At 37.6% G+C, this 14,865-nt stretch carries 13 protein-coding genes; all 13 read left to right on the top strand.

What is annotated here, in order from left to right; all coding sequences use genetic code 11:
• The first annotated feature begins 327 nt into the window (after positions 1–327).
• The 13 genes from MHB48_RS01885 (at position 328) to murQ (ending at position 14,862) form a co-directional block, all read left to right on the top strand.
• The gene (locus MHB48_RS01885; RefSeq protein ID WP_342599892.1) at positions 328–1,539 is read left to right on the top strand and encodes a NupC/NupG family nucleoside CNT transporter; all 1,212 of its coding nucleotides are present in this window, start codon (positions 328–330) and stop codon (positions 1,537–1,539) included.
• A gap of 190 nt (positions 1,540–1,729) precedes the next feature.
• Positions 1,730–2,386, top strand: a complete 657-nt coding sequence (locus tag MHB48_RS01890) for a YIP1 family protein (RefSeq protein ID WP_342599893.1) — start codon at positions 1,730–1,732, stop codon at positions 2,384–2,386.
• A gap of 472 nt (positions 2,387–2,858) precedes the next feature.
• Complete coding sequence (locus MHB48_RS01895; RefSeq protein ID WP_342599894.1) at positions 2,859–3,842, top strand: BadF/BadG/BcrA/BcrD ATPase family protein; 984 nt, start codon at positions 2,859–2,861, stop codon at positions 3,840–3,842.
• Complete coding sequence (locus MHB48_RS01900; RefSeq protein ID WP_342599895.1) at positions 3,839–4,786, top strand: GNAT family N-acetyltransferase; 948 nt, start codon at positions 3,839–3,841, stop codon at positions 4,784–4,786. The genes MHB48_RS01895 and MHB48_RS01900 overlap by 4 nt, the downstream gene beginning before the upstream one ends.
• A 19-nt stretch (positions 4,787–4,805) precedes the next feature.
• A complete protein-coding gene (locus tag MHB48_RS01905) occupies positions 4,806–5,858 on the top strand; it encodes a serine hydrolase domain-containing protein (protein ID WP_342599896.1) in 1,053 nt (350 codons plus the stop codon).
• 10 nt (positions 5,859–5,868) lie between these two features.
• On the top strand, positions 5,869–6,576 hold the full coding sequence (locus MHB48_RS01910) for a PIG-L deacetylase family protein (RefSeq protein WP_342599897.1): 708 nt from the start codon (positions 5,869–5,871) through the stop codon (positions 6,574–6,576).
• Positions 6,577–6,587: 11 nt separating this feature from the next.
• Complete coding sequence (nagZ, locus tag MHB48_RS01915) at positions 6,588–8,156, top strand: beta-N-acetylhexosaminidase (RefSeq protein ID WP_342599898.1); 1,569 nt, start codon at positions 6,588–6,590, stop codon at positions 8,154–8,156.
• A 107-nt stretch (positions 8,157–8,263) separates the two neighbouring features.
• Entirely contained in the window at positions 8,264–9,427 is a 1,164-nt protein-coding gene (locus tag MHB48_RS01920; RefSeq protein WP_342599899.1) for an anhydro-N-acetylmuramic acid kinase, read from the top strand.
• Between the two features lie 25 nt (positions 9,428–9,452).
• Positions 9,453–10,781 carry a sugar ABC transporter substrate-binding protein gene (locus MHB48_RS01925; RefSeq protein ID WP_342599900.1) on the top strand — a complete coding sequence of 443 codons (1,329 nt, stop codon included), beginning with the start codon at positions 9,453–9,455 and terminating at the stop codon, positions 10,779–10,781.
• A gap of 60 nt (positions 10,782–10,841) precedes the next feature.
• Positions 10,842–11,786, top strand: a complete 945-nt coding sequence (locus tag MHB48_RS01930; protein WP_342599901.1) for a sugar ABC transporter permease — start codon at positions 10,842–10,844, stop codon at positions 11,784–11,786.
• A gap of 14 nt (positions 11,787–11,800) precedes the next feature.
• Positions 11,801–12,772: a carbohydrate ABC transporter permease gene (locus tag MHB48_RS01935; protein WP_342599902.1), complete on the top strand. Its 972-nt coding sequence runs from the start codon at positions 11,801–11,803 to the stop codon at positions 12,770–12,772.
• Entirely contained in the window at positions 12,772–13,935 is a 1,164-nt protein-coding gene (locus tag MHB48_RS01940; RefSeq protein WP_342599903.1) for a DUF1343 domain-containing protein, read from the top strand. The genes MHB48_RS01935 and MHB48_RS01940 overlap by 1 nt, the downstream gene beginning before the upstream one ends.
• Positions 13,936–13,947: 12 nt before the next feature.
• Positions 13,948–14,862, top strand: a complete 915-nt coding sequence (gene murQ / locus MHB48_RS01945) for an N-acetylmuramic acid 6-phosphate etherase (RefSeq protein WP_342599904.1) — start codon at positions 13,948–13,950, stop codon at positions 14,860–14,862.
• Positions 14,863–14,865: the final 3 nt, after the last annotated feature.

The following is a 14,865-nucleotide window of genomic DNA, read 5'->3' on the forward strand; positions in this document are numbered from 1 at the left end:
TGTTAGTAGGAACTTGTAATGACACTGCATTTTTTTATCTAAAAAGAGAGAAACACGGAGAAGATGTTCTTCGTGTTTCTTTTATTTATTTTATGTGCGTATTCTCTAGCTTAAGGGTAAAGATAATTAAGAATTGAACTAGACATTTTTAAATCAACAACAAGAACAAAAGTGGAATTAAGGCGAAGAATTTGAATTCACTTTTATTTTACATTACTTTTATTCTTTGTTAAGCTTCCTTAATGTCGTCTGTCATCAGATGTCTTAAAATGGTTTTTAACTAAAGGAAGCGTTTTCTTCCTATTACATACTAAGAAGGTGTCTACTGTGAACGTGTTATGGGGTATTGGCGGTATAATTGTTGTTTTAGGTATAGCTTTTCTACTTTCAAGTGCGAAAAAATCGATTAATGTGCGAACAATTCTTGCCGGTTTAACGATTCAAGTTTTGTTTGCATTTATTGTTTTAAAATGGGAAACCGGTCGTGAGGCACTTGTGGCCTTTTCGAATGGTGTTCAAAATTTAATTTCGTATGCGAACGAAGGGATTTCTTTCTTATTCGGACCTGCTGCTGATATAGAAAATTTCGGTTTCGTCTTTGCGTTTCAAGTGCTAACTGTTATTATTTTCTTTTCTGCGTTAATTTCCGTTCTTTACTATTTAGGAGTCATGCAGTTTTTTATCCGAATCATTGGTGGAGGGCTTTCAAAGCTTCTTGGAACAAGTAGAGCTGAGTCTGTATCAGCTGCAGCAAATATTTTTGTTGGACAAACAGAGGCTCCTCTTGTTATTCGACCTTTTATCTCGAAAATGACAAAATCTGAGCTTTTTGCTGTTATGACAGGAGGTCTTGCTTCTGTAGCAGGTTCTGTTTTGGTTGGGTACGCATTACTAGGTGTTCCATTAGAATATTTACTTGCAGCAAGCTTTATGGCTGCTCCAGCAGGTTTGGTTTTAGCAAAAATTATGATTCCTGAAACAGAAGTTGTAAACGAAGAAAGCTTCTCGCTGGAAAAAGATAATGAATCTGCTAATGTGATTGATGCAGCAGCACGCGGGGCAAGTGATGGAATGAAACTTGCAGCAAACGTTGGGGCAATGTTACTAGCGTTTATCGCAATTATCGCGCTAATAAATGGACTACTTGGTGGATTAGGTAGTCTATTTGGTTTTGAGGGGTTATCGCTAGAGGGTATTTTAGGTATCATTTTTTCTCCATTGGCATTTGCTATTGGTGTTCCTTGGACGGAAGCGGTTCAGGCTGGTTCCTACATTGGGCAAAAGCTCGTGTTGAATGAATTTGTTGCTTACTCTGCTTTTGCCCCAGATATTCCAGATCTATCACCGAAAACGGTCATTGTAGTCAGCTTCGCATTATGTGGATTTGCAAACCTAAGTTCGATGGCTATTTTGTTAGGTGGCTTAGGATCAATGGCACCAGATCGTCGTCCTGATATTGCACGTTTAGGATTCCGAGCAGTTATTGCAGGGATGTTAGCGTCCTTATTAAGTGCTGCAATTGCAGGAATGTTTATTTAATAAAAGTGAATGATAATAAAAACGGTCTGAGTTAATAGCTCCGATCGTTTTTTTTTATTTATTATCCCATTAATTATGCAGTAAGTACTGAAACTGTAGAGATTCCAAAACATATGGCGAGAGATTAAATAAAAAACTAGTCATATTTCTTTATCTATAAAATATGCTAGTAAGAGGTTGGAGGGATTATGTGACACATGAATTAAAACAGGAAGAAGTCGAGAAATTAAACCCGTTTTTTTCTATTTGGCTATCCACTAGGGAAACGGTGCGCTATGTGTTGGATCATAAGGATTTAAAGTATTCTCTGACACTAGCAGCGATAGCCGGGATACCGACTGGAATAAGTGGAGCAAGTGAGTGGAGTAAGAATTTTGATATCTCGTTGTGGTTGTTAATAATGGGAATTGTAGTGCTTGGCCCAATATTTGGATTAATCGGTTTAGGTTTTGGAACGGTTATTTACACATGGGTAGGGAAATGGTTTGGTGGCTCTGGAACGTATAAAGAAATGGCTCAGGCGATGGGTATCATAATAATCCCAAGTATTTGGTTGACTCCATATTGGATTTTATCCTTCATTTTCGTTCGCAATAATTTATTTATCATGAATCCATTGGAAATTACCTCAGGAGCAATTTTTTGGTTGTTTTTTTCTGGCCTGTTAACTATTACATTTTCTGTTTGGATGATCGTGATTCAAAGTAAGGCCATTGGGGAAGTGCATCAGTTTTCTAGTTGGAAAGGATTTGCAACGTTAATCATTCCTTCTATTATAATAGGTATAATTGTGTTTATAATTGCTTTTACCATCATATTCTCTTTTATTGGGATGACTACTTACTAAATATCTCTTTTTCGTCCACGGAAAGCGAAATGGTGGTCCCTGCCGAGTTTAATATACAACTCTATGCACCAAAAATTGAGTTTGTCTACAGTCTGAGCCAACTATTGTTCATAAATAGTTGGCTTTTTGCATTATATTTTCTTTATGTCTGCTTCTTCTTTTTCTTCTATTTTTCACCCAGTATCGTAAAAAATGGCGCAATTGCTTACACAAGAATTTAAACCACTTAAAAGATATAAAGCGAATAAAAGTATAAAAACTATCTAGTATGTTTCCAAGATAAATGGAAACGCTTTTTTTTGAGGAATTTCGGGAAATAATTGAATTAATACTAAAGCGCTATGAATGTATCTACTGCTTTTTGAATTCAATATTGAAATTAAATAACAAAATTATAATAAAAAGTTGAAATAAAATTTCGAATATTTATAATAGATAAAAACAATTGATTTAATAAAGGGAGAATGATCCAATGTACGTCCTTGGAATAGATGGTGGTGGAACAAAAACAGTAGGACTGGTTGCAGATGAAAACGGAAATGTTTTCATGAAAGTGATAACGGGTCCAAGTAATCCAAATGCAATGTTGCCAGAAGAATTTGAAAAGGTTTTGAGCAACTTGTTACATCAAATACATATCCAAAACCCAAGGATATTTAATCAGATTGAAATTTGTTTTGCAGGGATGGCTGGCGTTGGAGAGAGTGGGAGCCATAAAAATGTAGAAGGACTATTAAAAAAACAATTGCCTTCAAAGACTCAGATCATCGTGGACAATGATGCTGTCAATGCATTGTATTCAGGATCTTTAGGAGAGTCTGGAATCGTACAAATAGCTGGAACGGGCGCCATTACGTTGGGGATGAACAAAAACCAAAAAAGGTGTCGAGTAGGTGGTTGGGGTTATTTGTTTGATGACGAAGGTAGTGGTTTTTATTTGGGAAATGAAGCTTTAAAAGCTGTGTTCAAAGCGTATGACAGTCGAGGTTCTTTTACTTCATTGACTAGTAGAGTTTTGAACCATTTTCAGCTAGAAACAGTTCCAGAGATTATTCAGAAAATATATGGTGGACATCAATCCAAATCCAGTATTGCCCCACTAAGTTGTTACGTAGTAGAGGAAGCAATGAACGAAGATGAAGTTGCAGTACAAATTGTCCATGATGCTTGTATGAGAATGTTCCATTCCATCAAGACCTGTCATCAACAATTATTTGATCAAGATGAATCTACTATTGTAGTTCTATCAGGAGGAGTCTTTACAAATTCTGCGCTTTTCATTCAACATTTACAAAAATTAGCGAGCATCACCTTACCAAATCTCACTTTTCGAAAAAATCTTATCCCGCCAGTAGGTGGTGCAATTGTAGCGGGTTTTCTTAAGAAAGATGTGAAGATTGAAAAAAACTTTGTTGAAACATTTAATAAGCATTTTCAAGGGAATCTTGGACTATGAAACAAAAGAACGTTATAGATGTTCCAGTGAGTGAAATTGTTGAATTTTGGAATGAATGTATTGGGAACTCATTTCCGATGACCCAAAAATTGTGGATACAAAACACGCTCCAGGATAGTAACGTTTTAAAAGAAGCCTCTATAGTCATTTATGAAAACGGGCAGTTGATAGGTCTAGTGGTAGCAAAACGTTATCAAGAAAAACTCCAAACAGAGATGTCTAAGTATATTGGTTGGATTCAATGTTTACTAGTTAGAAAGATAGCGAGAAATAGAGGGATTGGGCAGAAACTATTAAACCATGTGGAGAAAAAATTTAATAATCTCCATCTCAGAGAAATTCGATTAGGAAGAGATCCTTGGCACTATTTTCCTGGCGTGCCACTTGAAAATATAGAAACGATAAAATGGTTTGAAAGACGCGGTTATAAGAAGGAATCTATTGAAATAGATTTAAGGAGAGAAGTAAGAACTGTTGAACCTTATAAACTCACAAATCCTACCCACTTGTTCAGGGTCCTTACGAGAGAGGAGATACCAAAGTTGCTTTCCTTCCTCAAACAAGTATTTCCAGGAAGATGGCATTACGAGGCTTTGCGATATGCGAACATTAACGGAAGTGGAAGAGAATTCATGGGATTCTTTATTGACAATGAACTAAAAGGATTTTGTAGAATGAATGATCCGCAATCCCCTTTAATTGCTCAAAATGTGTATTGGTCATCTTTGTTCAAAGGTCCTTTAGGAGGAATTGGTCCTTTGGGGATTGATCGTCATGTAAGAGGAAATCAGTATGGTATCGATTTAGTGAAGGCTGCATCGAATGAATTAATCTTACGTGGTATGCATCATATCGTTATTGATTGGACACAACTGGTGACCTTTTACGAGAAACTAGAGTATGTACCATGGAAACACTATGAAACAATGTCAAAATCCATCTAGTGTAATAGGGGGAATGGTGATGAAATCACAAATTGTTTCTTTTCTACAAGAAGAAATAGACAAACAAGTAACACCTGGTGCGGTCATACGCATTAAGTATAAAGGGAAGTGGATTCTGGAAGAGGCGATTGGGACCAATAGTATAGAGCCTGACAAAGTACCAATGTCTACAGAACATCTTTTTGATGTGGCTTCCTTAACGAAGGTTATGGGAACCTTGCCTGCTATGCTTCAACTTTTTCAATCGGGAGACATCCATTTACAAGATAAAGTAGTAACTTTTCTACCGGAATTTGGTATACACCAAAAAGAAACGATCACACTTCAACAATTATTAACTCACTCATCCGGGCTCATTGCTCACAGACCGTATTTTGAGAGAAAGCTCTCTTATGATGAGGTATTAGCTGATATTTACAAAGAAGAACTGGTTTATATACCTGACACGAAAGTTGTTTATAGTGATTTAGGTTTTATTCTCTTAGGTGCAATCATTGAAAAAGTATCGGGACAGAACATACAGGATTATGTGATAGATCATATATTTAAGCATTTAGATATGGACGATTCGACGTATTTACCGAGTGTAGAAAGGCAGCTATATGCACCTACCGAATATTTGCCACACTTACAAGACCATAAATATGGGATTGTCCATGATGATAATACGGAATTTATGGGAGGTGTTAGCGGGCATGCAGGTTTATTTTCTACTATAAGGGATATTGCGAAGTTTTGTGACATGTTGGAAAGTAACGGAGAATACAACGGAAAACAAATCCTTCATCCGTTGTGGCTTCAAAAGTCTAAAGAAAATTTTACTTCGTTCGCTACAGAAGCAAGAGGAATTGGTTGGCAATTGAAAGGGAATGGATCAAGTCCTGCGGGTGATCTGATGTCTTCCCAAACTTATGGACATACAGGATATACGGGGACGAGTTTTTATATTGATCCATCTACTGAGCTAACGGTGATTTTATTAACCAATCGAGTGTATTTTGGTCGACACGATGGCATGAGTCGCTTGAGACCACGTTTACACAATATTATCATGACAAATCTGAGTAATTAGAGGTGTAACTATGCATTTAATGATTGTTGGAGCGCATTGTGGGGACGGGGAGATTCAGGCTGGGGCAATTGCACACAAATATGCTCAAGCGGGATATAAAGTGACTTTTCTCCATTTGACGGCTGGAGAAAAGGGAGCTCCACCACATGTAGATGTGGAAACGTATAGGAGACAAAAAATACATGAAGCGGAAAAGGCTGCTGCAGTTATAGGAGGAACGAGTATTACGTTAAGTTATAAGGATGCAGAGCTTACTTTTAATGAAAATTTAGTTAAAGAGGTAGCAACATTATTTAGGAAAGAAAAACCGGATTTTGTTATTACGCATTGGATTAATAGTATGCATCCCGACCATCGCCTCTGTCAGCTAGTTGTGCAGGACGCGTGGCTGAAAGCTTCTTTGCCAGGCTTTGATTTGGATGGATTACCACCACATGGTCTAAGGAGAGTGTTTCATAGTGAAAACTGGGAAGACATGGAGGGATATGAGCCTGATATTTATGTAGATGTAACGGATTCTTTCGAAGCGTATTTAGAAGCATTATCTTGTTATTGGTTCATTACGAATTCCTCCAGTTTCCGCTACTACGACTATTACAAAGCATTAGGGACAATGCGTGGTTGTTTAGCAAGAACAACCTATGCACAAACGTTGCAGAATTCAAAAGGACTACATGTAAGAAAAGAAGGGTATATTCCTGGATTTCCTATTTCCTAAGGGGGAGCACAATGAGTTTAAAGAAAAAAGCAGGTAGATTATTAATAGCTGGTTTTAAAGGAACAATTATCTCTGATGAAATTAAGCATCTAATACACGAATACCACATCGGAGGAGTTATTTTATTCGGTCGTAACATCGGTACTCCAAACGAAATTTTGGCACTCACACAAAGCTTGCAACAGGAAGCAAAAAAAGCTGGCTATAAGACCCCTTTGCTCATTTGTATTGATCAGGAGAATGGGGTGGTGCGACGTTTAGGAGAAGGAACAACCATTATTCCTGGTGCGATGTTGTTGGGCGCAACTCATCAACCGAAACATGCTTACAATGCGGGTGTTATTACAGGAAAAGAGTTAAAAGCACTTGGGGTAAATTGGAACTTGGCGCCTGTTGTAGATATAAATAATAATCCTAAAAACCCGGTAATTGGAGTGCGCTCTTTCGGAGAAAAACCAGATGAAGTAACGGAAATGGCGAAGCAATCAATGCTTGGCATGCAACACGCCGGTGTGATGACAACATTAAAGCACTTCCCAGGCCATGGTGATACAAGTGTCGATTCACATTTAGACTTACCTGTTATTGCCCATAGCCTAAAGCGATTGCATGAAGTAGAACTAGTGCCATTCAAAGCATGTATTCAAGCTGGTGCTGATGCGATCATGAGTGCTCATGTGTATTTTCCTGCACTTGAGTTAGAATCGAATACACCAGCTACCTTATCGCATTCGGTTATTACAGGATTACTGCGTGATCAACTAGGATTTGATGGTGTTGTGACAACTGATTGTATGGAAATGGATGCTATTGCGAAAGGCATTGGAACCGTCAACGGATGTGTGAAAGCAGTAAAAGCTGGTGTCGATTTGGTAATGGTATCTCATATTCATTCATTACAAGAGCAATCTATTTTAAAGATTGTTGAAGCGGTCGAGAGTGGGGAACTTTCTGTTCAACAAATAGATAATTCGATTGCAAGAATTGAAAGAATGATAGCTAAGTATACGACGTGGGAAGAAATCGAAAATTCACAGCAAGTGGCAGATTTTGTTGGATCGTTCAATCAGCAAAGTGAAATGAAACAAATCTATAAAGATGGTGTTACTTTTGTTCATGGGGAAGGTACTGCAATACATGCAAGTGAGCGTGTATTACTGATTTTCCCAACAAATGAATATGCAACGATGGTCGAGGATAAGCGATATGCAACAATAGAAATGGCAGAGCAATTGAAAAAAGTTCATACTAACCTGGAAATAATTCAAGTTCCCTCATCCCAACTTATTGAACTAATTGAAGCTTTGAGGGAACAAGCAAAGAATTTTGATAGATTGGTTGTTTTAACTTTGAATGCAGTTCAAAACAAAGAACAACAACTATTGGTAGATAATCTAATTGAAACAGGTAAACCTGTGGATATCGTGGCTGTGCGAGTACCTTATGATGCGAGTCTCTTTCCAAGAGCGAATCGCATGATTTGCACATATGAGTTTACACAAACGGCGTTTGAAATCGTTGCTGAATATCTAGTAGGTGAAACGTCAATAAAGGGGAAATTACCTATTAGTTTAGTCTAAATGAAATTTTTTTTTAGAATATTAAAATAGTATTGATATTTAATTTCAGAACATTTAAACTATGGGTAAGCGCTTTCAGTTTTTGCTTTTAATGGAAGGGGAGTGTCATGTTGAAACCTATGCGTGTGTGTGGTCTTATGTCAGGAACTTCTCTCGACGGACTAGACATCGCCATTGTAGATTTTTCATTTGTTAATAATCAATTGCAGTATGAACTGACGTACTTTGTAACGATGCCTTACACGAAGGAATTGACTTCCCGATTATTTCAGTTAATGAATCCAAGTGTATCGATTCAAGAAGTATCTTCGATGAACATGTATTTAGGTGAACTTTATGCAAAGTTCATTAAAGAAGCTCTTGCGAATTCTTCATTGGATTACCATTCAATTGATTTAATTAGCACTCATGGACAAACGATTTGGCATGAACCAATTGTGGAGAAGGAAACATTGTTTGCACGACCGAACACATGGCAAATTGGAGATATTTCTGCATTAGCGGAAGAGGCCCGAATTCCTGTAATCGGTGATTTTAGAACTCGAGATATGGCGGCAGGAGGGCAGGGGGCGCCCCTTGTACCATTTGCTGATCAGTTTCTTTTTCAATCGCATGAAGTAGGAAGAGTAATCGCTAATATTGGGGGAATTGCGAATATCACAGTACTTCCTCCAAAAGAAGCTGAACAAGATGTTGTTGCATATGATACCGGCCCCGGAAATATGATTATTGATGCATTTGTATCTTTGTATACGAACGGGATTCAACGCTTTGACGACAATGGAAAGTTTGCAAAAGAAGGCTCTGTCCATCAAGACTGGTTGAGATTATTGATGGGCAACGACTATTTCTTAAAGCCTGCTCCAAAAAGTACAGGTAGAGAAGTATTCGGAGAGGCTTATGCAAAACGTCTCTGGAGCGAAGGCGATCAATATGGAATTTCTTCATTGGATAAAATATCAACTATAACGATGTTTACTGCATGTTCTTTAGCAATGGAAATTCAAAAACACATTCAGACACATGATGTGAAAGAAGTTTTTGTGAGTGGTGGTGGGGTTCATAACGCTACATTACTAACTTATCTGAAGCAACTCCTGCCTGAAGAAATAAATGTAAAATCATCGGACGCATTAGGCATAAATAGTGATGCGAAAGAAGCTTTTGTATTCGCTTTACTTGGTTATTTAGGATTTCATAAAGTTCCAAATAATTTACCTTCAACAACAGGGGCAAAACGACAAACAATTTTGGGGAAAATTGCTTGGTGAAAACATTAAAAGGGGGAAATGTAGAATGAAGAGAATGTGGAAAAAGTCGATGCTTTCACTTGCTTCACTTGGACTAGCAGCTTCTGTTTTAGCGGCGTGTAATGGTGATGAAGTGGGATCTGCAGATGAATTTAAAGGTAAAATAACCATTTGGGATGGTCCGAGATGGCCAGATAAAGATGACAATAAATTCCATTGGTTAGAAGCGAAGATTAAAGAATATGAAGAAGCACACGAAGGGGTAGAGATTGAATTAGTTCAAGTGCCATGGGCTGAAATGGGTGACAAGCTTGGAGTGGCGATTGCAGGTAAATCATGGCCAGACATTGCACCAGTTGATATCAGTGGAAGTGCAGTAAGCATCGATCATATTGAACAAGGAGTAATTGAGCCTTTAGATGATTTTTTTGATAAAGATGCAAAAGCAGACTTTTACGAAAATGCTTTAGACGCATACACATATGATGGCAAAATGTACGGAATTCCTAATTCTATTACGCTACACTCAATGCTTCTTAACCTAGATTTATTCGAAGAAGCAGGTGTTACCCCTCCTGAAGGTGGAGAATGGACGTATGATGAGTTTTTAGATGCAGCGAAAAAGCTTACATTTGATCGCGATGGAGATGGCAAAATAGACGTACATGGTTTTTCGACTTATATAATGCCTGGATATTATGAAGCTTGGCCATTTTTCTATAAAAACGGTGGTTCACCACTAAATGAAGATATGACGGAATTCACATTTGACACTCCAGAAGTAGTGCAAGCAATTCAAGATTTAGCCGATTTAAAATTAACAGAAAAAGTAGCGCCTGAAACGCATGGAGGAATTGATGTTGGAGGAACATTCCAAGCATGGGCGAATGAAGAACAGCGTACAGTAGCAATGCAACCATGGGCAACATGGGCAATTGGTGCTGCGCAAGGTAAGTACCCGACAAACTTTGCGGTAGCTAATTATCCAACAGGAGATTCAGATAAGGCTGTAACAATCGGTGGTGTTGGTGGATGGGTAATGTTCCATCAAGATAAAGATGCAAACAAAAAAGCAGCAGCTGCTGATTTCATGAAGTTTATTTCAACAGATAAAGAACAATATCACATGGCACAAAACTATGGTATTTTCCCAGCACGAATTAGTGCAGCAGAAATGGATCCTTTTAAAGATAATCCAGAAATGACTCGTGCAATGGAGATGTCTGAACAAGTTGTGATGCTTCCTCGTCATCCTGAATGGAGAAAAATTGACGAAGCAATTCAAACACAACTTCAGTTAGTTTTTAATGGGGAAAAAACAGCTAAAGATGCAATGGCAGATGCGAAGAAAGCCGTAGACGAATTACTAAAATAATTAAGTTAAGCAGGCTCTGCATCACGCAAGCCTGCTTCAATTTTAGGAGGTGTCCCGATTTTGACTCAACAACCAATTGACGTAGCATCAAAAAAAGAAACTGAACATGTAAATGTGATGAAAAAAGCAAATTATTCCGTTCTTCTTCAAATAAAAAAGAATTATAGTGCCTACTTATTTTTATTGCCGAAATTGCTATTATTTACTCTGTTTGTAGCCATTCCAGTAGTGTGGGCTTTTGTCCTTTCATTTCAAGAATACAAAGTATTTGGCAGTGAATTTGCAGGATTTGATAATTACATAAAAGTCTTTGAGAGTGAAGCCTTCCGTATTGCACTGAAAAACACTTTGCTCTTCACTGTGGTCACAGTCCCTTTCGGAGTAATTAGTGCGCTTGTTATTTCATCGATGATTTTTGGACTAGGGAAGCTATCTCAAAGCTTATTCCGTTCTGCTTTTTATTTACCTTCAGTGACTTCAATGGTCATAATTGCGATGGTTTGGCGCTGGATGTATAACTATGAATTTGGGTTATTCAATTATGTATTAGGATGGTTTGGGATCGACCAAATTAACTGGTTAGGGCAATCATCCAGTGCATTATGGGCATTAATCATTATGCAATGTTTAATCCCATTTGGTGTTGGGATTATTATGTATTTAGCTTCCATGGGATCTATTTCACATTCGCTTTATGAAGCAGCAAAAATAGATGGAGCAAGTAGTTTTAAACAATGGCTTCATATTACAATTCCCTTATTAAAACCTACAACGTTGTATCTCGTGTTATTGAGTACAATTGGTTCGTTTCAAGTATTTACTCAAATTATTATGATGACTGGTGGAGGACCGGGTAGTGCCACGGAAACATTAGTTCACCTTATTTATAAGACAGGTTTCCGCGATTTTGAGTTTGGTTTGGCTGCGGCTCAGTCTGTTGTATTGTTTGTTATCATCCTTATCTTCTCGATTATCCAGTTCCGGGTACTTCGTCATGATGAGTGATTGGGGGATTGACTATGAAGAAAAAACCGTATGATCGATTTAATAAACTAATTATTTATGTATTACTAACGATATTTGCTGTTGTTTCATTACTCCCGCTTTACTGGGTATTCTCCACTTCGCTACAGTTAAGCAGTTATCAATCAAAAGACATGGAACGACCTGTATCTTATGTAGATGCTAATCCACCCAAAATGTATCCAATGGGAATTCCTTTGTATTTTGAACATTGGTCTGGAGAAAGAGATGCCAAAAAAGCAGGTAATGCTGAGGAAGAGAAATACCATCGCGAGATGATGGATCATATTGTAGATAATACATTTTCTAGTTTCAAGAATTTATTTCAAAAACATGATGTTGGAAAATGGTTTTTCAATAGTTTATATATCTCTGTAGTTGTAACGGCTGGAATATTATTAATAGATTCTATGGCTGGCTACGTATTAGCAAAAAAGAAATTCCCAGGTCGAAATTTAATTTTTTGGACCATTATCTCAACGATGATGATTCCCGGACAAGTGACACTTGTTCCGCTCTTCATGATGATTCGTAACTTTGAATTGATGGATACACATTGGGCGTTAATCCTGCCTGATTTATCAATGGTATTCGGTGTATTCCTAATGAGGCAATTTATGTACTCCATTCCGGATGAACTACTAGAAGCGGCAAGAATGGATGGTGCAAGTGAATGGCGAACATTCTGGACAGTGGTTCTACCACTCGCAAAGCCTGGACTTGCTGCACTTGGTATTTTTACCTTCATGAATGTTTGGAACTCATTCTTGTGGCCAATTATCGTCTTGAACAGTGCTGAATTGTATACACTGCCTGTTGGTTTAAAAACTTTACAAGATGCTAACTTGGCTAGCTTTAAGTTACTGATGAGTGGCGCAGCCATTGCTGCTATTCCAATGATTATTGTGTTTATATTATTCCAACGTTATTTCGTTAAGGGGTTAACGTTAGGTGGAGTAAAAGAATAATGAAACGATACGTAAAGCTCGGTGTAGATATTTTTATGGAACATCACGTTTCTTTATTAAAAGGAAAAAGAGTTGGATTATTGACCAATCAAACTGGTGCAAATGAAAAGTTGGTATCTACCGTCCGTTTATTTCATCAACATCCGGATATTCATTTAACTGCACTTTTTGCTCCAGAGCATGGTTTGAAAACAGCAGCAAAAGAAGGTGAAAGGTTTTCTGACATGGTGCATGAAGAGACAGGGGTTCCGGTGTTCAGTTTATATGGAGAATCTAAAAAACCAACGATTCCTATGATGAATCGAGTAGATGTAATTGTTTTCGATATCCAAGACATTGGCTCAAGATATTATACCTATATTTACACGCTTGCTTATATGATGCAGGCGTGTGCAAGTACAGGTAAGAAAATCATCGTATTAGATCGACCAAATCCGATAGGTGGATGTGAGGTAGAAGGTAATTTAATGGATGATGATTTCACATCATTTGTTGGGCTGTATCCAATACCAAATCGTCATGGCATGACTGTAGGAGAGTTGGCAACGTATTTCAATGAAGAGTTTTCGATACATTGTGATTTGACTGTAATTGAAATGGAAGGCTGGGAAAGAGATTGTTATTTTACGGAAACACAGTTACCGTGGATACCACCTTCTCCGAATACAACGAATTTAGATATGATGTTATTGTATCCTGGAACTTGTTTAATAGAAGGAACTAATTTATCTGAAGGTCGTGGTACTACCCAACCATTTGAGATTGTGGGGGCACCTTTTATAAACGGAGTAAAATTTCAAGATGAAGTCAATGCTGTTGGGCTTGAAGGGGTCCATGCCAGGGCAATATTATTCCGACCAACATACCAAAAGTATGTAGGAGAAAACTGTGAAGGGATTCAGCTTCATATCACAAATCGAGAATTGTTTAAACCCATATACACTTTGGTCCACGTGTTGGAAATAATTTATAAAATGTATCCAAAAGAATTAAAATTTCTTGAGTACGGCAATTTAAAGCATCCAATGTTTGATTTGTTGGCAGGAAGCGATTGTTTACGAAAAGCACTGTTAGAAAATCGAACCAATGATTATTTAGCTGCATGTCAAATAGATAGTGAAAAATTTAAGGAAAATAGACGACCATACTTACGATATAGATAGGAAGGCAGAACAATGGAAAAAATATCACTTCTAACAACGGAAGAGTTTAACCCAAATTCACATCACTTAGATGAGATGTCCTTAAACGAGATTTTGCACCTTATGAATGAAGAGGATCAAACCATTGCGAAAGCAGTCCAAATAGTCATTCCACAAATTGAGGAAACTATTGAAAAAGTAGTAAAAGCTTTTAAAAACGGTGGAAGTCTCATTTATATTGGAGCGGGAACGAGTGGAAGAATAGGTGTACTAGATGCAGTGGAATGCCCTCCGACCTTCAGTACTTCACCAGAAATGGTGAAAGCTGTTTTAGCAGGTGGGGAAAGGGCTATGTTTACTGCAGTCGAAGGTGCAGAGGATGATGAGTTACTTGGAGGAAAGGACCTGCAAAACCTTAATGTTAATGCAAATGATGTGGTTATTGGAATAGCAGCAAGTGGCAGAACTCCTTATGTGAAAGGGGCATTAATTTTTGCGAATTCTTGTGGAGCAACGACCGTGAGTCTTTCAAGTAACAAAAATTCAGCGATAAGTGAATTTGCTACTATTAACATAGAGGTTGTAACTGGACCAGAAATTCTTACTGGTTCTACCCGTTTACGTGCAGCAACTGCTCATAAAATGATCTTAAACATGATTTCCACTGCTTCCATGATAAAGACTGGAAAAGTATATAAAAATTTAATGGTGGATTTGAATGCAAGTAATTTTAAGCTTCGAGAACGTGCTAAAAAGATGGTATGTGACATTACAGATGTTCCTTATGAAGAGGCGGAAAAAATTTTGGAAGAGACCGCATACGATGTAAAGTTAGCTGTTGTCATGATATTAACTAATGTGGATAAATCACATGCAACAGATCTGATTTCTAAATCCAAAGGCTTTGTAAGGGAAGCTGTTAAATTAGCAACTTTAAAAGAAGGATGATGG

This window comes from Psychrobacillus sp. FSL H8-0483, from assembly GCF_038637725.1.
GTDB lineage: Bacteria > Bacillota > Bacilli > Bacillales_A > Planococcaceae > Psychrobacillus.

What these genes read in the sequence shown, in the direction of transcription:
- murQ (WP_342599904.1), top strand. Translation starts at nt 13,948, where the DNA reads ATGGAAAAAATATCACTTCTAACAACGGAAGAGTTTAACCCAAATTCA.
- nagZ (WP_342599898.1), top strand. Translation starts at nt 6,588, where the DNA reads ATGAGTTTAAAGAAAAAAGCAGGTAGATTATTAATAGCTGGTTTTAAA.
- MHB48_RS01935 (WP_342599902.1), top strand. Translation starts at nt 11,801, where the DNA reads ATGAAGAAAAAACCGTATGATCGATTTAATAAACTAATTATTTATGTA.
- MHB48_RS01925 (WP_342599900.1), top strand. Translation starts at nt 9,453, where the DNA reads ATGAAGAGAATGTGGAAAAAGTCGATGCTTTCACTTGCTTCACTTGGA.
- MHB48_RS01920 (WP_342599899.1), top strand. Translation starts at nt 8,264, where the DNA reads ATGTTGAAACCTATGCGTGTGTGTGGTCTTATGTCAGGAACTTCTCTC.
- MHB48_RS01900 (WP_342599895.1), top strand. Translation starts at nt 3,839, where the DNA reads ATGAAACAAAAGAACGTTATAGATGTTCCAGTGAGTGAAATTGTTGAA.
- MHB48_RS01905 (WP_342599896.1), top strand. Translation starts at nt 4,806, where the DNA reads ATGAAATCACAAATTGTTTCTTTTCTACAAGAAGAAATAGACAAACAA.
- MHB48_RS01940 (WP_342599903.1), top strand. Translation starts at nt 12,772, where the DNA reads ATGAAACGATACGTAAAGCTCGGTGTAGATATTTTTATGGAACATCAC.
- MHB48_RS01910 (WP_342599897.1), top strand. Translation starts at nt 5,869, where the DNA reads ATGCATTTAATGATTGTTGGAGCGCATTGTGGGGACGGGGAGATTCAG.
- MHB48_RS01895 (WP_342599894.1), top strand. Translation starts at nt 2,859, where the DNA reads ATGTACGTCCTTGGAATAGATGGTGGTGGAACAAAAACAGTAGGACTG.